Annotated in this window: 18 protein-coding genes; 8 read left to right on the plus strand and 10 right to left on the minus strand. The window is 56.0% G+C overall.

The genetic code is table 11. The features are described 5' to 3' along the window. Positions 1–264 precede the first annotated feature (264 nt). Complete coding sequence (locus tag EL29_RS12190) at positions 265–537, minus strand: YdgH/BhsA/McbA family protein (RefSeq protein ID WP_013026671.1); 273 nt, start codon at positions 535–537, stop codon at positions 265–267. 253 nt (positions 538–790) lie between these two features. On the opposite strand from EL29_RS12190, the gene narQ reads away from it, so the two are divergent. The 3 genes from narQ to acrD all read left to right on the plus strand — a co-directional run bounded on the left by narQ (position 791) and on the right by acrD (position 6,583). Further along, positions 791–2,479, plus strand: a complete 1,689-nt coding sequence (narQ, locus tag EL29_RS12195; protein WP_029571444.1) for a nitrate/nitrite two-component system sensor histidine kinase NarQ — start codon at positions 791–793, stop codon at positions 2,477–2,479. Positions 2,480–2,668: 189 nt separating this feature from the next. Beyond that, complete coding sequence (locus tag EL29_RS12200; protein ID WP_013026673.1) at positions 2,669–3,301, plus strand: response regulator; 633 nt, start codon at positions 2,669–2,671, stop codon at positions 3,299–3,301. A gap of 165 nt (positions 3,302–3,466) precedes the next feature. Beyond that, the gene (acrD, locus tag EL29_RS12205; RefSeq protein WP_014594274.1) at positions 3,467–6,583 is read left to right on the plus strand and encodes a multidrug efflux RND transporter permease AcrD; all 3,117 of its coding nucleotides are present in this window, start codon (positions 3,467–3,469) and stop codon (positions 6,581–6,583) included. A gap of 129 nt (positions 6,584–6,712) precedes the next feature. Here the strand turns inward: acrD and ypfM are convergent, their stop codons facing one another. Next, complete coding sequence (gene ypfM, locus EL29_RS23440; protein WP_022623485.1) at positions 6,713–6,847, minus strand: protein YpfM; 135 nt, start codon at positions 6,845–6,847, stop codon at positions 6,713–6,715. Positions 6,848–7,159: 312 nt separating this feature from the next. Here ypfM and EL29_RS12215 point away from each other — a divergent pair, with 312 nt between their 5' ends. The 3 genes from EL29_RS12215 to EL29_RS12225 are packed head-to-tail and all read left to right on the plus strand — an operon-like array spanning position 7,160 to position 8,868. Next, entirely contained in the window at positions 7,160–7,528 is a 369-nt protein-coding gene (locus EL29_RS12215; protein WP_014594275.1) for an ArsC family reductase, read from the plus strand. A gap of 1 nt (position 7,529) precedes the next feature. Next, complete coding sequence (gene dapE / locus EL29_RS12220; RefSeq protein WP_013026676.1) at positions 7,530–8,657, plus strand: succinyl-diaminopimelate desuccinylase; 1,128 nt, start codon at positions 7,530–7,532, stop codon at positions 8,655–8,657. Between the two features lie 22 nt (positions 8,658–8,679). Then, the gene (locus tag EL29_RS12225) at positions 8,680–8,868 is read left to right on the plus strand and encodes a YpfN family protein (RefSeq protein ID WP_013026677.1); all 189 of its coding nucleotides are present in this window, start codon (positions 8,680–8,682) and stop codon (positions 8,866–8,868) included. 35 nt (positions 8,869–8,903) lie between these two features. Here the strand turns inward: EL29_RS12225 and ypfH are convergent, their stop codons facing one another. From ypfH to dapA, 6 genes are all read right to left on the minus strand, one after another. Beyond that, positions 8,904–9,584, minus strand: a complete 681-nt coding sequence (gene ypfH / locus EL29_RS12230) for an esterase (RefSeq protein WP_014605298.1) — start codon at positions 9,582–9,584, stop codon at positions 8,904–8,906. 73 nt (positions 9,585–9,657) lie between these two features. Further along, positions 9,658–11,625 (minus strand): tRNA(Met) cytidine acetyltransferase TmcA, encoded by a 1,968-nt coding sequence (locus EL29_RS12235; protein ID WP_029571445.1) that lies wholly within the window; start codon positions 11,623–11,625, stop codon positions 9,658–9,660. Then, positions 11,622–12,488: a KPN_02809 family neutral zinc metallopeptidase gene (gene ypfJ, locus EL29_RS12240; protein WP_013026680.1), complete on the minus strand. Its 867-nt coding sequence runs from the start codon at positions 12,486–12,488 to the stop codon at positions 11,622–11,624. Before ypfJ ends, EL29_RS12235 begins: the two co-directional genes overlap by 4 nt. Positions 12,489–12,619: 131 nt before the next feature. Then, positions 12,620–13,333, minus strand: a complete 714-nt coding sequence (purC, locus tag EL29_RS12245) for a phosphoribosylaminoimidazolesuccinocarboxamide synthase (protein ID WP_014605296.1) — start codon at positions 13,331–13,333, stop codon at positions 12,620–12,622. 146 nt (positions 13,334–13,479) lie between these two features. After that, entirely contained in the window at positions 13,480–14,511 is a 1,032-nt protein-coding gene (gene bamC, locus EL29_RS12250) for an outer membrane protein assembly factor BamC (RefSeq protein WP_015699760.1), read from the minus strand. A 14-nt stretch (positions 14,512–14,525) separates the two neighbouring features. Further along, positions 14,526–15,404, minus strand: a complete 879-nt coding sequence (gene dapA / locus EL29_RS12255; protein WP_014594282.1) for a 4-hydroxy-tetrahydrodipicolinate synthase — start codon at positions 15,402–15,404, stop codon at positions 14,526–14,528. Positions 15,405–15,547: 143 nt separating this feature from the next. On the opposite strand from dapA, the gene EL29_RS12260 reads away from it, so the two are divergent. Together EL29_RS12260 and bcp are read left to right on the plus strand one after the other, a co-directional pair. Then, on the plus strand, positions 15,548–16,129 hold the full coding sequence (locus EL29_RS12260; protein ID WP_089517136.1) for a glycine cleavage system transcriptional repressor: 582 nt from the start codon (positions 15,548–15,550) through the stop codon (positions 16,127–16,129). A gap of 142 nt (positions 16,130–16,271) precedes the next feature. After that, positions 16,272–16,739: a thioredoxin-dependent thiol peroxidase gene (bcp, locus tag EL29_RS12265; protein ID WP_014605294.1), complete on the plus strand. Its 468-nt coding sequence runs from the start codon at positions 16,272–16,274 to the stop codon at positions 16,737–16,739. Between the two features lie 37 nt (positions 16,740–16,776). Here bcp and EL29_RS12270 read toward each other — a convergent pair whose 3' ends face one another. Then, on the minus strand, positions 16,777–17,847 hold the full coding sequence (locus EL29_RS12270) for an AI-2E family transporter (RefSeq protein ID WP_013026686.1): 1,071 nt from the start codon (positions 17,845–17,847) through the stop codon (positions 16,777–16,779). Positions 17,848–18,089: 242 nt separating this feature from the next. Next, positions 18,090–20,045, minus strand: a complete 1,956-nt coding sequence (locus EL29_RS12275) for a glycoside hydrolase family 127 protein (RefSeq protein ID WP_028715447.1) — start codon at positions 20,043–20,045, stop codon at positions 18,090–18,092. Between the last annotated feature and the right edge of the window lie 2 nt (positions 20,046–20,047).

Raw genomic sequence — 20,047 nt, forward strand, 5'->3', positions numbered from 1 at the left:
TGTTTGTCCTGACCATAAGTCATAGCGCATCCAAACGATTGCGTTCAGCACTGCGAAATGGGTTGTCTTCCTCTGTGCGTCCGCCTGTGAGTTTACGGAAAGCGGCGCGGGAATTTACGGCGATGAATCCTAACCGTTATGTAACATCGAAGCAAAATATACCGAGGGGATATGCGGGACGATTTGTAAAAAATTTTTCTGAGATCACAAAAAAACCGGCCATTGGCTGGCCGGTAAACACTACAGGGATGGAATAGAGAGGGTTTAGCGGTAAATCTCTGCGGTGCCGGTCCAGAGGCTGGAATCACCCGGCGTGTTCACACCGATGACCCGGAAGTGGCTGGCGCCTTCGGCTTTCGCCTGTTGTGAAAGCTGGCGAGTCACATCGTCAAGTGAACCATTTACGCTGGAAACAGAGACGCTGCCGATTTTTTGCAGATCCTGTGCCTCGCGTTGGTCCACCGCCGTGGCGGCCAAGGTAGAAAATGACGCAGTGGCCAACAGGGCGGCGGTGAGGTAAGCAGGTAATCGTTTCATAAATACTCCTGTACTCGCGTTGGTCGCTGTGGTTAAACACGTTATTGATTATTGGCGAGACAATGCAAGCCAACCTTTGTGAGTTGTAAAGCTGTGCGAGTAATGGTCGGTCTGACGTCGGGATTCCTGGGAAACGTCAATCCGGGTGAGTAAAGCTGCTGAACGGTCTCATTTCGGGCTATTTCATGACAGGTCACCTGGCGTCCTCTGCCACCTCTTTTATCCTTCCCTGTTACTGAAGGGGTTATTTGTTGTGATTGTTAAACGCTCTGTTACCCGAAGTATTGCGCAGTCTTTAACGCTGATTGTGTTGCTGGCTTTGCTGACAACCGGTCTGGCTCTGCTCACCCTTTCCAGCAGCCTGCGTGACGCGAAAGCCATTAATCTGGCCGGTTCGCTACGGATGCAGAGTTACCGGCTGGCCTGGGATGCCAGGCTGGAGCCTCGCCTGCTGGTAGCGCATCTTGCGCAGTTCCAGCACACGCTTGATGCCCCCGTTTTACAAGGCCTCGACCGCCCCTGGGTGCCACATAAAGTTATTAACCACTATCAACGTTTGCGCGCGGGCTGGCCGGAGTTAGCTCAGCATCTTGATGCCGATGCAGCAGAAGCCTGGCAGCTTCAAATGCCCGTCTACGTGGGGGAAATCGATCGCTTTGTCCTGGAACTGCAGCGTTATGCTGAACTGAAAATGCGGGTGGTGGCGATCAGTAGCCTGACGGGCCTGGTGGCGATCGTGGCGCTGGCGTTGATGACGATACGCTTTACCCGTCAGCAGGTCGTTAAGCCGCTGAACGCGCTGGTCACCGCCAGTCGTTATGTGGAAAAGGGCAATTTTGCGTTCCCGCCTCTGCACGTCCAGCAGCAGAATGAACTTAAGGTGCTGTCACACACCTTCAGCAGCATGGCCGCCCAGTTGCACGCGCACTATCAGCTCCTGGAGCAGCGGGTCCGCGATAAAACCCGGGATCTGACCCAGGCAAACCGCACGCTTTCGCTGCTCTATCAGAGCTCTCAGATTTTAGCGCGCGGCCCCCTGCATCCGGCCCTGTTCAACAGCGTGTTGGCCAGCGTGCTTGCCAGAGAAAAGCTTGCGTTTATCCGCCTGGAAGGCGAGCAGTTTACCTTTGAGTCCGGGCAAATCGCCCCTTCTCAGGCCTGGCATCAGTTACCCTTGCAGCAGGGCGATCACCCTATTGGCACCCTGCACTGGCAAACGACCGTTACGACGCCGCCTGCAGCATTAATGCAGAGCCTGGCGGCAATGCTGGCCCGGTCAGTCTGGATCTGGCAGACCCAAAAACAGCAGCAGCAGATGCTATTGATTGAAGAGCGCGCCACCATTGCACGCGAGCTGCATGATTCGCTGGCTCAGGCACTGACCTACCTGCGTATTCAACTGACGCTGCTGCGGCGCACTGTCGATGCGCGCGATCGGGCAGCACATGACATTATTGCCGAATTCGATCTTGCGCTGGCTGAAGCTTACCGTCAGCTCCGTGAGTTGCTTGCCACCTTCCGTTTAACGATTGAAAAATCCGATCTGATGGCCGCACTGCACGCAATGATCGCCCCCTTGCAGAAGCAGTCTGAGGCCGACATCCATTTCACCTGCCAGCCAGGGCTTGAGGCGCTGGATGCTCAACAGCAGGTACACGTACTCCAGATTGCCCGCGAGGCGCTGCTTAACGCCATTCGCCATGCAAATGCACAGATGATTACCCTCGACTATCAGCACACAGATGAAGGCGAACATATACTGAGCGTGACGGATGATGGTATTGGGATCGGCACGACAGAGGAACCGCAGGGGCATTACGGGCTGACGACCATGACGGAGCGGGCTGAACGGCTAGCCGGATCCTTACAGATTACGGCACAACCACGCGGAACACGTGTCACACTGCGTTTTCCATCGCGTCCGGCGCTGCCGCGTGAGTAGTGCTGTTGCCCGCCATTGTGTATTTTAATAACATCCTGAGATCATACAAGATGTGGCAGATCAACACCTGAAGGCAGAATTAACCATTACAATCAACATTCTGCGCATCACCATTCTTGAACGGTCTGGAAAGCCGATCGTTCGCATTGCCCGTACCGCCGTCTGACATCCAGTGCACAGGGAGCTAACATGGCACAACCTGCTTTAACCATTATGATCGTGGACGATCATCCCCTTATGCGCCGGGGCATCCGCCAGCTACTGGCGCTGGAGCCGCAGTTGCAGGTCATCGCTGAAGCCAGTAACGGGACTGAAGCGCTGGCGGAAGCCCGCCGTCTGACACCGGATATCATCCTGCTCGATCTCAACATGAAAGGGATGTCAGGGCTGGATACGTTAAAAGCGCTTCGTCATGAAGGCATCAGCTCACGTATTCTGGTGCTGACGGTCTCTGACGCGCGCAGCGACATTTACGCCCTGGTGGATGCAGGAGCGGACGGCTATTTACTCAAAGACAGCGAACCCGAAATCTTGTTGCGCCAGATCATGCAGGCCCTACAGGGTGAGACGGTGTTTAGCGATGCGGTAAGGCACGCTCTGTCCATGCGACATAACAGTGACGATCCCTTCCGCTTGCTGACCGAACGCGAACGCGGCGTGATGCAGGAAGTGGCGCGGGGCTTGTCTAATAAAGACGTGGCTCATGCACTTCATATCTCGGAAGAAACGGTGAAGGTCCACATTCGTAATGTCCTGCGCAAACTTGATGTACGTTCACGCGTTGCTGCAACAATTATGTGGATTGAGCGCCGAAACAGTTGATAAAAAACGCGCAAACTTACACATTCTCTACAATTTCTCCACTTTTCAAACCCGCCTCGCACGTAAAGTAGAGTCCTACCCGTGCGTGGTTTGCGTGGATTTTCCTGTGCGTCACGCGCTGCATCGCTCATATTAATAATAAAAGCAGTGAGGAGTGTCGGTTCAATGTCGAATTTCTTTATCGACCGCCCAATTTTCGCCTGGGTTTTGGCTATTTTATTGTGTCTTTGCGGCACGCTCGCCATTATTTCACTTCCTGTTGAGCAATATCCCGATCTCGCCCCGCCCAACGTGCGTATTACCGCCACTTATCCCGGCGCCTCAGCGCAAACGCTGGAAAATACCGTCACCCAGGTTATCGAACAGAACATGACCGGTATCGATAACCTGATGTATATGTCCTCCAACAGCAGTAATACCGGCCAGGCGCAAATCACCCTCACCTTTACCGCGGGTACCAATCCTGATGAAGCCCGTCAGCAGGTTCAGAATCAGTTGCAGTCGGCCCTGCGCCAGTTACCTCAACCGGTGCAGTCACAAGGGGTGACCGTCAATAAAACCGGCGACAGTAACATTTTGATGGTGGCGTTTGTCTCAACTGACGGCAGCATGAACAAACAAGATATTGCTGATTATGTCGCCAGTAATATTCAGGAGCCCTTAAGCCGTATTGATGGGGTGGGTGAAGTGGATGCCTACGGTACGCAATATGCTATGCGCATCTGGCTCGATCCCTACAAGCTGACCGCCTATGCCCTGACCACCGATGATGTGGTCAATGCCATCAAATCCCAGAATACCCAGGTTGCAGTGGGCCAGGTGGGTGGGCTACCGGCCGTCAATAATCAGGCGCTGAACGCCACGGTGAACGCGCAGGCGATGCTGCAAACCCCCGACCAGTTTAAAGCGATTACCCTGAAGAATAATCCCGATGGCTCCGTGGTGACGCTAGGTGATGTCGCAACGGTGGCGCTCGGCGCTGAAAAATACGATTCCCTCAGCCGCTACAATGGCCAGTCCGCCTCCGGCCTGGGCATAAAACTGGCCTCCGGTGCCAACGAGATGAACACCGATAAACTGGTGCGGGCGCGGCTGGATGAATTATCACACTATTTTCCGCACGGGCTGGAAGCGAAAATCGCGTATGAAACCACGCCCTTTGTTAAAGCCTCTATCACCGACGTGGTCAAAACCCTGCTGGAAGCTATTCTGCTGGTATTTGGCGTGATGTATCTGTTTATGCAGAACTTCCGGGCCACGTTAATCCCTACCATCGCGGTGCCCGTCGTGCTGCTTGGCACCTTTTGTGTGATCTTTGCCTTCGGCTACAGCATCAACACCCTGACCATGTTCGCTATGGTGCTGGCGATAGGCCTGCTCGTAGACGATGCGATTGTGGTCGTGGAGAACGTTGAACGTATCATGAGCGAGGAAGGGATCTCGCCGCGCGCTGCCACCCGCAAATCGATGGGGCAAATCCAGGGGGCACTGGTCGGAATTGCGCTGGTACTCTCCGCCGTATTTATTCCTATGGCCTTTTTTGGTGGCACCGTAGGGGCAATCTACCGCCAGTTTTCGGTGACTATTGTCTCCGCCATGATCCTGTCGGTGTTGGTCGCGATGATCCTGACACCCGCCCTGTGTGCCACGCTGCTTAAGCCCATCGCCAAAGGGGAACATCACGGCGAGCGCGGCTTCTTTCGCTGGTTTAACCACCATTTCAACCGCAACGCCGACCGCTATCAGCGTGGTGTCGCCCACATTCTGCGCACGGGGGGCCGCTGGCTGCTGTTGTATGTGGGGATTATTGGCATCATGGCGTTCCTGTTTCTTCATCTGCCTTCGTCTTTTCTGCCCCAGGAAGATCGGGGCATGATTTTGACCCAAGTCCAGCTTCCCGCCGGTTCCAGCATGAATCAGACCTCGGCGGTAGTGGCTAAAGTGGAAAAGTACTACCTGACGAAAGAAAAAGATAACGTGCTGTCGGTCTTCTCAACGATCGGTTCCGGCCCCGGCGGGAACGGGCAGAACGTCGCGCGTCTGTTTATTCGTTTGAAAGACTGGGGTGACAGACCCGGGGCCGATCGCACGTCGTTCGCCATCATTAAGCGCGCCGGAAAAGCGTTCAAACACATCAATGAGGCCACGGTCATTGCGAGCAGTCCGCCGGCGATTACCGGTCTGGGCAGCTCATCAGGCTTTGACCTGGAAATACAGGATCATGGCGGCATCGGGCATGACAAGCTCATGGCGATGCGCGACATGCTGCTCGACAAGGCCAGCAAAGATAAGCTCCTGTCCCGTGTCCGTCATAACGGCCTTGATGACAGCCCGCAGTTGCAAATTGATATTGATGAGCGCAAAGCCCAGGCGCTGGGCGTATCACTGGATACCATTAACGACACGCTAGCCACTGCCTGGGGCTCAAGCTACGTGAACGACTTTCTGGATCGTGGACGGGTAAAAAAAGTGTATGTACAGGCTGATGCGCCCTATCGCATGCTGCCCGGCGATGTCGATAAATGGTACGTGCGTAACAGCAGTGGCACCATGGTGCCCTTCTCGGCATTTGCCACCAGCCGCTGGCAAACCGGTTCACCGCGTCTGGAACGCTATAACGGCTACTCCTCCCTGGAAATCGTGGGGGAAGCCGCAGAGGGCGTGAGTAGCGGTACAGCGATGAATGAAATGGAGAAACTGGTCGAATCCCTGCCGCTTGGCGTGGGTTTCCAGTGGACGGGAGCATCCTATCAGGAGCGGTTATCGGGCTCTCAGGCACCCGCGCTGTATGTGGTTTCGCTGCTGGTTGTCTTCCTCTGCCTGGCAGCCCTGTATGAAAGCTGGTCGATCCCGTTCTCTGTCATGCTGGTCGTCCCGCTTGGCGTGATCGGTGCGCTGATTGCCACCTGGACGCGCGGGCTGGAGAACGACGTCTATTTCCAGGTGGGCTTGCTGACCGTGGTCGGGCTTTCGGCCAAGAACGCCATCCTGATTGTCGAGTTTGCTAACGAGCTTAACAGTAAGGGAGGCGAACTGATTGAATCGACGCTGGCGGCGTCACGCCAGCGCCTGCGGCCGATCCTGATGACGTCGCTGGCCTTTATCTTCGGTGTGCTGCCGATGGCGATCAGCAGCGGCGCAGGCTCCGGCAGTCAGCATTCTGTGGGAACGGGCGTGATGGGCGGGATGATTTCTGCCACGATTCTGGCCATTCTGTTTGTGCCGCTGTTCTTTGTGCTGGTGCGTCGCCGCTTTCCCCTGAAAGAGAAGCATCGGGACTGATTAACCCGCTTGCCTGACGGTGCCTCAATCAGGCAAAAAAAACGGCCTCTGTTCGCAGCGGCCGTTTTATTCGTGTGTGTGGTCAGAATTACAGCAGAGGGGAAAGTGCCCTGCTTTTCTCCTCACGTGTTACTTGTTGCGTAACATCGCTTCGATGAATTCTTTCCAGTTCCCCATTTCGGTGTCAATCATAGAACCCTCTCTTATTGTAGTGGCAATATTACGCCTTTTTTTTCGCCTGGTGAATACGTTTACACCTGTCATTACTATCGGCAAAGGCGACAAAAAGCTGAGTATTTTCTGATTTGCTGGCTGACGCACACTTCAGCAAGGGCCTAAGCTGACAGGTTTTAATGCGGTTTTGACCAGGACGTAGCCTAAAAATCACAATTAAGGAAATTCTTAATTCCGAAATGATAAACCGCGAAATCATTAGAGGCAAAACTGAAACCGTTTACCCCCGACGGGAAACGCCTCTGTGCAGGGTATTTTTCGATACAGGCGCGATCGGGCGGATGCTGCATCAGATCACACTATGGTAAACTCCAGAGCTAATTTTAATGACAGGAGCAGGCGATGAGCGCGCAGTGGGTCATGTTTGGGATTAAAAATTGCGACACGATTAAAAAAGCACGTCGCTGTTTAGAGGCGGCGGGCGTGGACTATCGCTTCCATGATTATCGTGCTGACGGCCTGACCGGTGACCAGCTGCAGCAGTTTATCGACGTACTGGGCTATCAGGATCTGCTCAACACGCGCGGCACGACCTGGCGTAAGCTACCCGAGGCAGAGCGCGAGGCCATCACCGATGCCGCCAGTGCAAAAGCGCTGATGCTGGCCCAGCCTGCTATCATCAAGCGCCCTGTCCTGCGCGCACCCGACGGCTCGCTGCTGCTGGGCTTCAGCGAATCTCTTTACCAGAATCGTCTTCAGGAGAAGTCATAATATGTTTTGTCCGGTCATTGAGCTGACGCAGCAGCTTATTCGTCGCCCTTCTCTCAGCCCCGATGACGCCGGATGTCAGGCGCTGCTGATCGCACGCCTGGAAGCGATAGGTTTCCACATCGAAACCATGAACATCAACGACACGCTGAATTTCTGGGCCACGCGCGGCGAAGGCGAAACCCTGGCGTTTGCCGGCCACACCGATATTGTTCCCCCGGGCGATGCCAGCCGCTGGATTAATCCCCCGTTTGAACCCACCATCCGCGACGGCATGCTGTTTGGGCGCGGTGCAGCAGATATGAAAGGATCGCTGGCCGCCATGGTTGTTGCCGCCGAGCGGTTTGTCGCCGTTCATCCTCATCACAAGGGGCGTCTGGCCTTTTTAATTACGTCTGACGAAGAAGCCAGCGGCGCGAACGGAACGGTAAAAGTGGTTGAGCGCCTCATGGCGCGTAACGAGCGTCTGGATTATTGCCTGGTCGGAGAACCTTCCAGCAACGAAGTCGTGGGTGACGTCGTGAAAAATGGTCGTCGTGGCTCCATCACCGCGAACCTGACCGTGCATGGCGTACAGGGCCATGTAGCCTATCCCCAACTGGCGGATAATCCCGTGCACCGTGCTCTGCCGGCGCTTAACGAGCTGGTCGCCACGGAATGGGATCAGGGTAACGCCTTTTTCCCGGCCACCAGCATGCAGATCGCCAACATTCAGGCGGGAACCGGCAGTAACAACGTCATCCCCGGCGAGCTGTTTGTGCAGTTCAACTTCCGTTTCAGTACGGAACTCACCGATACCCTGATTCAGCAGCGTGTCGCAGAACTGCTGGACCGCCATCAGTTGCGTTACACCATTGAGTGGAAGCTTTCCGGCCAGCCATTCCTGACCTCACGCGGCAAGCTGGTTGATGCCGTGGTCAACGCCGTTACGCACTATAATGAAATTAAGCCGCAGTTGCAGACTTCTGGTGGAACCTCTGACGGACGTTTTATCGCTCGTATGGGCTCGCAGGTGGTGGAACTGGGTCCGGTGAATGCCACGATTCACAAAATTAACGAATGCGTGAAAGCATCAGACTTACAAATGCTGAGTCGGATGTATCAACGCATCATGGAACAATTGATCGCCTGACAGCGAGGGAAGGAGCGGGCCTATGGAGTTTATTAAAGATTACTGGTGGATCCTGGTGATCCTGCTGATGGTGGGCGTGTTAATGAACGTCTATAAAGATCTGAAACGCATCGATCATAAAAAATTTATGGATAACAAACCCGATCTCCCGCCTCATCGTGATTTCAACGACAAGTGGGACGAGGACGACAACTGGCCGAAGAAAAAATAACGGTCATGCGCCCCCGCCATCGCGAGGGCGCGCGGTTACATCATCATAATGACATCGTCATCGCCAGGTTTTGCCCCGCCTGAGGCTTCATCGAAGTAACGTTTCGGCACGGTATACTGCAAATGATGCAGCGCAAAATCCATGCTGCGCTGATCGATGGCATGCGCCAAATCCTCTACGATATTCAGCGTGACATCACCGCCCAGCGCGGTTAAACGCTGTTCCGCCTGTTGCGCCTGCATCAGCGGGATATGGTCATCATAATCACCATGGATCAGATGCACGGTAGTCCGCGTGCTGGCCTTTTCCGGTAGCGTCACAAAGCGACCGCTAAAGGCAACCGCCCGGCCAGCCAGATCGTCGTGGGCTTTGATGCCTTCCAGCACCATGCTGGCCCCCTGTGAAAACCCCACCAGTGCCGTGGCTTCGGGACGCACCCCGCTTTTCTGCTGCCAGTGACGCACCGACTCGACAAACTGCGGCATGCTGCTGTCTACACAGGCCTGCTCGCTTTTATCATGCAGGCCGGCTTCGTTAAACCATTGACCGCCCGGCCCCGGCGATCCCACCGACACCACCAGCGCCGCCGGAAACGTTTTAGCAAACCAGCTGCCAATTTGACCCATCGCGTCGGGATTGTCCCCCACGGCATGATAAAGCAGAAAGAGCTGGGCAGCCTGAGTGGGCTGCTGAACAATTACATATTTCAGTGTCATATCGACCTCCTGCGACTACTCTACGCCCCCGGGCGCAGGATGATAGTGGGAATATTTGAATGTCTTGGTGGATTTATTGCAATTGCTCACGCAACGCTTCGCCTTCTCTGCCGGGTAACGCCAGTAGCGCAGCGGCGGCTTCAGCGCGTAAGGCCGTAATCAGCATCTTGCGTCCGTTGAGCCGGGCAGACTGAGCCAGTTCAGCCAGGCTGGTGTCGGCGTTCACCGCCTGTCGCAGGAGCGGCAAAGGCTGCTGGCTGATGCCAACCAGCCGCTGAAGTACCGCCAGGCTTGCTTCCAGCGGGCGTTGCGCCCAGGCAAAACCGGCGGCCAGCCAGGCATCGCGCCGGGTAAACGCGTGGTCACAGGCTGCCGGTAGCGGCAGGTCCAGCGGAATGTGCGGTCTGAGCAGCGGCCAGTCACGGGCCAGGCTTCCCTCCGCCTTCTGCTGCAGCGCTTTGCCGGCCGTCGTCAGCCCCAGCACGGCCATCGCCGCATAACAACCGCTGCTGGCTTCTCGCTGACTGCCAATTCGCGCCAGCGTAAAGCCACAGGCTTGCCAGAAAGCCCAGAGAGGTTCAGTGTAGCCAAAGCTGACCGAGAGGTAATCATATCCGGCAGCATCCGCGCAGGCGGCGGCCACCAGCTGCTTACCGATTCCCCGGCGGCGCGCAGGTGCGGCAATGGCAATCCGGCTAATTCGCAAGGCGCGCAGCGTGGCGGCTTCCGTCAGCCCGGCGTGCGCGGCCAGCGACTGCGCCACCAGATTACCGCGAGGCCGCCTGTGGCCCGCCCATACCGCTTGCGCCAGTTCATCCGTCAGCCCGCCCTCTTCTACCAGCCATAGCGCGCCCTGTAGCGCCGGAACCTCGCCCGCCAGCCAAAGATGCATGCCTGGCGCATCCAACAGGCGACGCAGATCCAGCGGTGAGGTGCGGTAATGCGCACTGGTCAGCAGTTGGTAAGCCGCCTGCTGGGAGGCGAAATCAGACGCCTCTGCTCGCCGGGGCGCACGCTCCTCCAGAGACGGGGTTTCAGCGGCATCCCCAAACAGCAGAGCCTGGTTGAGCCAGTGTTCCAGGGGATCGTGGCGAGCCCAGCGTAACGGTTCGTCCAGCGTAAAGTAGCGCACCTGCTGCAGCTCAGCGCAGAACTTGAGCATAAAGCCACGGCCGCTGCCTTCGTAACCCTGAATGGTCGTTACCAGCAATACGCGCGGGAAACGTGCTACCAGCGCATGGAGCAGCGGAGCGGGAATGGCCGCGGCTTCATCCACGATGAGCCAGTCAAACTCGGGCTGGTCGGGCAGCGCCAGAATCGCATCCGGTGCCATAAACCGATAATGTTCTCCGGCGAAAGAGGCTAACACTGTGGTGGTAATTTTTGCCGGCGCGGTTACCAGGCAGCGCGTATTCTGTCGCGCCAGCATGCCTGCGAGCGCCGATTTGCCTCTGCCGCGCGCGGCGGTGATGACCGCCACGCCAGCGGAAAAATGCGTCAGCTCTTGCAGAATGCTTTGCTGCTGACTCGCGGCCTGACAGTGCCAGGCCGGCCGTGACGACCAGTTGGGCAGCGCGAGCGGCTGCGGCTGCTGATGCAACAGCGCCTGCTGATCGTCTTCCGTCAGGCGTTGCAGGTGATGGACAAAATGGCGCGTGGCAATCGGCTCGCTGACATCAGCCCAGCGCAGGCTGTCCGCATCGGGCTGCTGCGCCCAGCGCGCCCAGGGGGGCACTAACAGAAGCAGCCAGCTACCGGCCGTCAGCGTTCCGGCCAGCGCCGCCAGCGCCTCGGCATGGAACCCCTGACGGGCATCAAACACGGCATGATGGAATTCACGCCCCAGCAGCGTACGAAATGCGGTCGGGGCGCAGTGCGTGCCGGTTTCCGGCGGGTTATCGCTCAGCCACAGCCAGTCGCCTTCCAGCGTCTGGCTCCATGAGAGCGCGGTGTCCCGGCACCAGTCGGCTTCGCCGCCGATCACGGCCAGCCGCCGTATACCGGCGGCCTGCATGGCGCAGGTCGCTGCTTTCAGGTTCATCCTTTAAGAGCAAAGGTGTCGCACTGGCCAGGGTTACCGCTGTCGAATCCGCGTTTGAACCAGGTATACCGCTGCGCGGACGTACCATGCGTAAAGCTGTCCGGCACAACCCGGCCCTGGGTTTTCTGCTGCAGACGATCGTCACCAATGGCTTCGGCTGCGTTTAACGCTTCCTGTAAATCCCCCACTTCGAGGATTTTTTCCTGTTCCATATAGTGGCCCCAGACGCCCGCAAAGCAGTCGGCCTGAAGCTCCATTTTCACGGACAGTTGATTAATCTGAGTCTGGCTGGCCCCCTGCTGCATCTGACGTACCCGGGGTTCAATGCCCAGCAACTTCTGCACATGGTGGCCGACTTCATGCGCAATGACATAGCCCTGGGCAAAATCGCCACCTGCCCCAAGCTTGTTTTTCATTTCGTCATAGAATGACAGATCGATATAAACAGTCTGGTCTGCCGGGCAGTAAAAGGGCCCCATAACAGACTGTCCGGTGCCGCAGCCGGTGCGCGTAGCGCCGCGATACATCACCAGCTTCGGCGGCGTATACTGTTTGTTCATCTGTTTGAACAACTTGTCCCAGGTGTCTTCGGTTGTCGCCAGCATGACCGACGTAAACTTTGCCGCCTCATCCTGATTCGGGTTGGCGGTGCGCTGCTGCTGCTGTTGGTTGCCCGATGTCACCTCGCCCCCGGTCAGCAACGGGGTCAGGTCATAACCGTAATAACCCGCCACCGCGACCAGAATCAGCATGATAATGCCCGCCTTGCCGCGTGGCAGAGGAATGCGTCCTCCCCGGTTACCGGATGACTGATTACGGCGATCTTCGACATTGTCGCTTTCGCGACGTCCTTGCCAGCGCATGGTTTTTGCTCCCTGTGGCGTATTAACTCAGATGGCATGATTTTAGATGCGTGACGGCGCAATCACCAGCTTTACACCAAAATGAAAAAGGAGAGCCTGCGCTCTCCTTTTCGTGACCTGCTGAGCGTTACTCAGTCAAGTTTGACGCCCAGGCGACGGGCTACCGCTTCATAGGCTTCAATCAGGCCACCCAGGCTCTGACGGAAACGGTCTTTGTCCATTTTATCCAGGGTTTCTTTGTCCCACAGGCGCGCACCATCGGGTGAGAATTCGTCCCCCAGTACCACTTCGCCGTTGAACAGGCCAAACTCCAGCTTGAAGTCCACCAGAATCAAACCTGCCTTATCAAACAGGTTGCTCAGTACGTCGTTGGCTTTATAGGTCAGCTCACGCATACGGGCCAGATTCTCTTTGCTGACCCAACCAAAGGTTTCGCAGTAAGATTCGTTAACCATCGGATCGTGTTTAGCATCGTCCTTCAGGAACAGGTCGAACAGCGGCGGGTTCAGCACAATCCCTTCTTCGACGCCAAGACGCTTCACCAGCGAACCGGCCGCACGGTTACGGATTACGCACTCGACCGGGACCATGTCCAGCTTTTTCACCAGCGCTTCGTTATCTGACAGCAGGGCTTCCATCTGTGTCGGGATGCCCGCTTCCTGCAGCTTCGTCATGATGAAATGGTTGAACTTGTTATTCACCATGCCCTTGCGATCAAACTGCTCAATGCGGGCGCCGTCGCCTGCTGATGTATCGTTGCGGAATTCAAGTATCAGCAGATCCGGGTTATCGGTGCTGTATACGGTTTTCGCTTTACCGCGATACAACTCAGCTCGCTTTTGCATCTTATTTAACTCCAAACATGAAAGATCCGGTTCTGAGGCAGGCATTTTGCGTTGATTGCCGTGACGCAATCGATTACCTCGTCTCGCGCTATTATGCCAAAAAACGAAATAAAAAGGCCGGAGAATCTCCGGCCTGGGGTAATTTTTTATTTGTTCATTGCGGCCTGGAACACTGCCACGAGCGCGTCGTTTTGCGCCTGCGTCAGCACATGGCCTTTAGGATCAATAAATTGCAGGCTCGTACGATTGTCGAGGTCGCCAACCTGAACCTTGTAATCGCCGTTTGGCAACTCAGGATCTTTGGCGCCCACGCTGTCCCAGGTGCTGCTGCCCGGCGCTTTGTAGGTCACTTTCATGCTGCCGGTTGAGCGCGTGCTGTCGGTGACGTCCATTCCTACACGGCTCATGGCCGCAGGCAGACGCTGCCAGGCAACATTGAACGGCGTGCGTAACACCAACATAGGCAGGCCGGTGTCGTCGGCACCGCTTTGCACATCAATCGCACCACTGACGCGGCCGGCGGCAGCGTTTTCATTCGCGGTGGCGATCTTGTCCATCCCTGCGGCGATGTCGTTCAGCATCTGCGCGGTATAACGCTGAATCTGCACTGGCGAGGTCACGCTGTTGCCTTCCTGCTGCAGCTCCAGCAGACGGACGGTCAGGACCTGCTGATAACTCTGCGACTGAACGCTGATTTGGTAACGACCACGGTACTGCTTATCTTCGTCTGCACGGTTCCACTGTACCCAGTCGGTGGTCAGCTGTTGTCCGGCGTCATTACGTGAAGCGATCGGGAAGTTATTAGACTGGACGACACCCACAACCTGCGACCAAATCGATCCCCGGCTGTTATCAAACATCAGCACACCAGTGTTATTACTGAACTGGGCGCGTGAGCCGTTCATCAGAGCCAGAGGCTGGGCCGGTGGACGAATATCCAGCTGCTTGCCAACCGGTGCTTTGCTGGTTGAAGGCGGAATATCGTATTCCCCGTTCTGGACAGGCAGAATCATGCCCGACGGTGCCTTCAGCTCCCGCAGACCACTGGCCTGCAGGTAGGACTCATCACCGCTGACCTGGCGTTTGTAACGCTGATCGTTCGAACAGGCCGACAATAGCATCAGGGTGGAAAGCCCCACCACTGTTGCAATCGTTGACCGCTTTACTGAGTAATTCATTCAAACTCCCTAAATTATCGCAAACCCGCTTTCACCAGCGCCTGCTCCACTTTCGGCTGTGCAACCGCAGTCAGTGGTGTCATTGGCAGACGCAGCGTGTCATTAGCGATTAATCCTAGCTGTTTTGCCGCCCATTTAACCGGGATTGGATTAGGTTCACAGAAAAGCGTCTGGTGCAGGTGCATCAGACGCTGATTGAGACGGCGAGCTTCAACGAAATTACCCTGCTGTGCGAGCCTGCACAGCTCGGCCATTTCGCGTGCTGCTATGTTAGCCGTCACCGAAATGACGCCTTTGCCGCCCAGTTGCATAAAGTCCAGTGCGCTGGCATCGTCGCCGCTCACCAGGATGAACTCATCATTAACAAGCTCTTGGATCTGGCTGACACGGGATAAGTTCCCCGTTGCCTCTTTGATTCCGATAATATTTTTGATTTCGGCGAGGCGGGCAACGGTTTCCGGCAACATATCACAGCCGGTGCGCGAAGGTACGTTATACAGCATTTGTGGCAGGCTGGTACTGTCGGCAATCGCTTTAAAGTGCTGAAACAGACCTTCCTGCGTGGGGCGGTTATAGTAAGGTGTGACGGTGAGGCAGCCAATAACGCCAGAATTTTCAAAGCGTTTGGTTAGAGAGATGCCTTCAGCGGTGGCATTCGCACCGGTTCCGGCAATCACGGGAATACGCCCATCCGCCAGTTCCAGGGTTTGCAGCACGACATCACCATGTTCGTCATGGCTCAGCGTGGCAGACTCGCCGGTGGTGCCGACGGAAACGATCGCCGCCGTACCGCTGGCGACATGGTAATCAATCAGTTTTCTCAAACTCGCACGGCAGACATTACCTTTGTCATCCATCGGCGTAACGAGTGCAACAATACTTCCCGTAAACATTGGCGATCCCCTCGACAAACAAGTGCTTCATGGTACGTTTTACACTTAGGGAAAAGCAAGCAAGCTCCGCTATTCCCGCGCTTGTCAGCAGTTTTTTTTATGTTTACCTTATGGTTATTAGCAAATGCACAGGGAATCCTATTTTGCAGCAATCTCAACCCCACCACTTGGTGATCACCGCACTGGGTGTTGACCGCCCGGGTATCGTCAATACGATTACCCGTCACGTCAGCAGTTGCGGTTGCAACATTGAAGACAGTCGCCTTGCCATGCTTGGGGATGAATTCACGTTCATTATGCTGCTGTCCGGTAGCTGGAACGCCATTACGCTGATTGAGTCAACGCTGCCGCTTAAAGGCGCAGAGCTGGAGCTGCTCATCGTGATGAAACGCACCCATGCGACCGCCCGCCCTCCGATGCCGGATACGGCGTTTATTCAGGTCGAAGTCGCTGACTCACCGCATATTATTGAGCGCTTTACGGATTTAACGGACAAGCACCTGATGAACATCGCTGAACTGGTGTCACGCATTCAGCCAGCCCAGCACGACAGGCCCGCTACGCTCTATATTCAGATGACGGCGCACAGCCCGACGCGGAGCGATGGTCCGGCCTTTGAACAGGCCTTTAATGAATTATGCCAGGAGCTTAACGCGCAGGGTTCGTTGCGTCTCTACAGCCTGAGCGATGCCGATAATCGTGAACTGGCCGCACCTGGCAGGTAAAGACGAGCGCCCCCGTGACTGTTCTGCTACGTTAAAAGTGCAGTCAGGTGAGGAATACGTCTGAAACAGATAATTTTCCATTTGGCAGTTTCTCGCCTCTTGGTGTATTAACCACAGCATGAACTCAAAATGGAGAGATGTGATGAATCCACTGAAAGCCGGTGATACCGCACCGAAATTTAGCTTGCCCGATCAGGATGGCGAACAAGTAAATTTAGCCGACTTCCAGGGGCAGCGTGTTCTGGTCTATTTCTATCCAAAAGCCATGACGCCGGGTTGTACCGTGCAGGCATGCGGTCTGCGTGACAACATGGATGAGCTGAAAAAAGCTGGCGTCGAGGTGCTGGGGATCAGCACGGATAAACCCGAAAAGCTGTCACGTTTTGCAGAAAAAGAGCTGCTTAACTTCACGCTGCTGTCGGACCAGGAGCATCAGGTTTGCGAGCAGTTTGGCGTCTGGGGTGAAAAAACCTTTATGGGGAAAACCTACGACGGCATTCATCGCATCAGTTTCCTGGTGGATGCGAATGGCAAAATCGAAAAGGTGTTCGACGATTTCAAAACGTCAAACCACCACGACATCGTGATGGACTATCTCAAGTCAGCCTGATGTCTTCAGGGCGCGGCATCGTCCGCGCCCTGAACGTTTAGCGACTCAGCGTTTCATCCAGCGGGGCTTCAGGCCACGCGTGCACCACCGCCTTGACCAGGGTGGCGAGCGGAATCGCAAAAAACACGCCCCAGAATCCCCACATTCCGCCAAAGATCACCACTGACAAGATGATCACCAGCGGATGCAGATTGACCGCTTCTGAGAACAAAATCGGCACCAGCACATTGCCGTCAAGTGCCTGAATCACCAGATAGACGGTTAACAGCGTCCAGAACTCGCTATCAAGCCCCCACTGAAACAACCCTACGCCAATAACCGGAATGGTGACCAGCATCGCGCCGATATAGGGGATCAGAACCGAAACCCCCACTAATACGGCCAGCAAAAGCGAGTAGTTAAGGCCGAGGAACATGAAAGCCAGCCAGCTGGCGATCCCGACCACCACCATTTCCAGCACCTTGCCGCGAATGTAATTAGTAATTTGCTGATTCATCTCCTGCCACACTTCCCCTGCCAGCCCGCGATTGCGCGGCAGCACGCGCCGAACGGCGTTCAGCATCTGCTCTTTGTCCTTCAGCAGGAAGAACACCATGAGCGGCACCAGCACGAGATAAATCATCAGGGTCATCAAGCCTACCAGCGAGGCCAGGGAATATTTCACCAGCGAATCGCCTACCCCGCTAAGACGACCGCGCAGGTTTTCAACGATAACGTCAATGATGCCCGCATCGACCAACGCGGGAAAACGTCGGGGTAAACCCGCCGCATACAGATAGAGCTTGTTCAGCATGTTGGGCAGATCCCGCGTCAGGTTGATGCCCTGCTGCCAGGCGACGGGGGCGACAATCAAGACCAGAACCAGCAGAATCCCGGCAAACAGCACCAACACGATGCTGGTCGCCCAGCTCCGCGTACAGCCAATGCGTTGCAGCCGTACCGTCGGCCATTCAAGCAGGTAAGCGAGAACCAGCGCCACCAGCAAGGGCGCCAGCAACCCACTCAGAAAGAAAAGAATGCAGAATCCCGCCAGCAGAATTACCAGCAGGCCAATCGCCTGCGGATCGCTAAAACGGCGTTTGTACCATTGAATCAATAAAGCCAGCATGCCGTTGGGTCCATAACGTCAAAAAGGGCCATGATTGTACCGGATATTCTGGTGCGGGAAAGATGTGAAAAGCAGTCTGTGGCCTGACAGCTTTCGTTGACCGGGCGATGGCGGGCCTGCACGGCCCTGTTAACGGGAGTTTGAACCTGGCTGAGGCTGTCCACTGGCAGGCGAATCGCCACCGATTCTATTCACAGCGGGCCGAACGCCTTTCCGGCCCGCTGTCGGTCAATGTTCTGGGGTCAGGCTTCGTTTACCCAAATACGCATCTCCCCTTCTCCCCGGTTCGCCCAGCAGAACCAGGGGATAAACGTTAACGTCTGGCTCTGCGGTGCAGCCGGTGCGCGGTCGTAGTTCCACAGCGGCTGTTGCGCTGGCTCGTGGGCGGTCTTTTTCACCCCTTCAGCCTGGATTACTACCTTGTGCGCAAAGACGCCCTTCCCTTCAAAGGTGTTGAACGCCGCAGACGCGGGCAGCCATACATTGTGTAACTGCTCGCCGTTATCGGCCTGCTCCAGGCAGTAGACTATCGGCCCGCGCTGGACAGCCACCTTACCCGCCACATGACGCACGAGCGGATTACCGTACACCCGGCGCACCGGCATCGGAAGCGTTAGCGTGAGCGTGTCGCCCTCCTGCCAAATCCGTTCAATGTACAGGTAGCCTTTGCGGGCGCGATCCGTCACCACCTCACCGTTACAGCTCACCTGCGGCGCCTCGCACCAGTCAGGCAGTCGTAACGCCAGCGTATGTTTTACGGGCTGGGTGACATCCACAGAAATCGTGACCGTTTCCTCCCAGGGAAAGTTACCGCTGATACGGATACCCAACGTGCGATCGCCGACGGGCACATCAACCCGGTTGCCGACGTAGAGATTGATAAAGAGCGCATTCTCGTGCGGCGTATAGATATAGTGACCGAGCGAGGTCAGTAAACGCGCGATGTTTGGTGGGCAACAGGCACAGCCAAACCAGCGCTGGCGCACTGGTTTCACATGATCGTAAAGATGGTTGAAATGCAGGGTTTTCGGCTGCACCTCCAGTGGATTGACGTAGAAGAAATGTTTCCCGTCCAGCGCCATACCGCCCAGTACCGTATTATACAGCGCGCGCTCCATTACGTCGGCGTACTGGCTGTCGGCTTCCATTTCCAGCATACGTCTGGCAAACATCATCAGGCCAATGGACGCGCAGCTTTCGGCATATACCGTGTCATTGGGTAAATCATAATCGCTGCTGAACGCCTCACCGCTGCTTTGGGAGCCGATTCCGCCGGTAATATAAAGCTGCCGCTGAGCCATGTTGTGCCACAGCCGCAGGCAGTCCTGACGCTTTCCTTCGTCCTGACTCAGACGCGCGAGGTGCGCTACGCCGGTCATCAGATAAACAAACCGCACCGCGTGGCCCACTGCGTGCTGCTGTTCGGCAAGAGGCTGATGCGCCTGGCTGTAAACCTTGTCCTTCACCATCCATGCCGGGCCATAGGTATGCCAGTAGGAAGTCTGACCGCGTTTCTCGTACTCAATATCATAGAAGTGAGGCTGGGTGCCGCGCTGCGTGACAAACGTATTCACCAGCGCCAGATAGCGTGGTTGCTGAGTCACTTCATACAACCGCATCAGCGCCAGCTCGATCTCGGGATGGCCAGGATAACCGTGCAGCTGATGCTCCTCAGGGCCAAACACGCTGTCGATATGGTCGGCGAGCCTGCACACCACCTCCAGTAAACGGCGTTTGCCGGTCGCCTGGTAAAATGCCACGCCCGCCTCAATCATGTGCCCGGCGCAGTAAAGCTCGTGGCACTCGGCAAGGTTGGTCCAACGATCTTGCGGCGCTTTCACGGTGAAGTAAGTGTTGAGATAGCCATCCTCGCACTGCGCCGCCGCGATCAGCTCAATCACCTCATCGGCCGTTTTCTCCAGTTCCGCGTCAGGCTTCTGGCAAAGCGACCAGGCCACCGCCTCCAGCCATTTCGCTACATCGCTGTCCTGAAACACCATGCCATAGAATTCCCCGTCCTGCTGGCCAGCCGCGATGCGAAAGTTTTCGATGGCATGGCTGGGATCGGCTTCTTCGATCCGATCGTTAAGCGCCTCCCACTGATAAGGAATCACCACCTCCCGCACCAGTTGTTGATACTTACCGAGAAACGGATCGTGGATAGTCAGCTTATGCAGATCGACTTCATTGACAGACATCT

The organism is Pantoea ananatis LMG 2665 (assembly GCF_000710035.2).
In the GTDB taxonomy this organism is placed as follows: domain Bacteria; phylum Pseudomonadota; class Gammaproteobacteria; order Enterobacterales; family Enterobacteriaceae; genus Pantoea; species Pantoea ananatis.

Coding starts and splice junctions, on each gene's coding strand:
- EL29_RS12275 (WP_028715447.1), bottom strand. CDS start 20,045: ATGTCTGTCAATGAAGTCGATCTGCATAAGCTGACTATCCACGATCCG.
- EL29_RS12235 (WP_029571445.1), bottom strand. CDS start 11,625: ATGAACCTGAAAGCAGCGACCTGCGCCATGCAGGCCGCCGGTATACGG.
- EL29_RS12190 (WP_013026671.1), bottom strand. CDS start 537: ATGAAACGATTACCTGCTTACCTCACCGCCGCCCTGTTGGCCACTGCG.
- ypfM (WP_022623485.1), bottom strand. CDS start 6,847: ATGACAGGTGTAAACGTATTCACCAGGCGAAAAAAAAGGCGTAATATT.
- EL29_RS12225 (WP_013026677.1), top strand. CDS start 8,680: ATGGAGTTTATTAAAGATTACTGGTGGATCCTGGTGATCCTGCTGATG.
- ypfH (WP_014605298.1), bottom strand. CDS start 9,584: ATGACACTGAAATATGTAATTGTTCAGCAGCCCACTCAGGCTGCCCAG.
- EL29_RS12270 (WP_013026686.1), bottom strand. CDS start 17,847: ATGCTGGCTTTATTGATTCAATGGTACAAACGCCGTTTTAGCGATCCG.
- acrD (WP_014594274.1), top strand. CDS start 3,467: ATGTCGAATTTCTTTATCGACCGCCCAATTTTCGCCTGGGTTTTGGCT.
- dapA (WP_014594282.1), bottom strand. CDS start 15,404: ATGTTTACGGGAAGTATTGTTGCACTCGTTACGCCGATGGATGACAAA.
- EL29_RS12200 (WP_013026673.1), top strand. CDS start 2,669: ATGGCACAACCTGCTTTAACCATTATGATCGTGGACGATCATCCCCTT.
- dapE (WP_013026676.1), top strand. CDS start 7,530: ATGTTTTGTCCGGTCATTGAGCTGACGCAGCAGCTTATTCGTCGCCCT.
- ypfJ (WP_013026680.1), bottom strand. CDS start 12,488: ATGCGCTGGCAAGGACGTCGCGAAAGCGACAATGTCGAAGATCGCCGT.
- bamC (WP_015699760.1), bottom strand. CDS start 14,511: ATGAATTACTCAGTAAAGCGGTCAACGATTGCAACAGTGGTGGGGCTT.
- EL29_RS12215 (WP_014594275.1), top strand. CDS start 7,160: ATGAGCGCGCAGTGGGTCATGTTTGGGATTAAAAATTGCGACACGATT.
- bcp (WP_014605294.1), top strand. CDS start 16,272: ATGAATCCACTGAAAGCCGGTGATACCGCACCGAAATTTAGCTTGCCC.
- purC (WP_014605296.1), bottom strand. CDS start 13,333: ATGCAAAAGCGAGCTGAGTTGTATCGCGGTAAAGCGAAAACCGTATAC.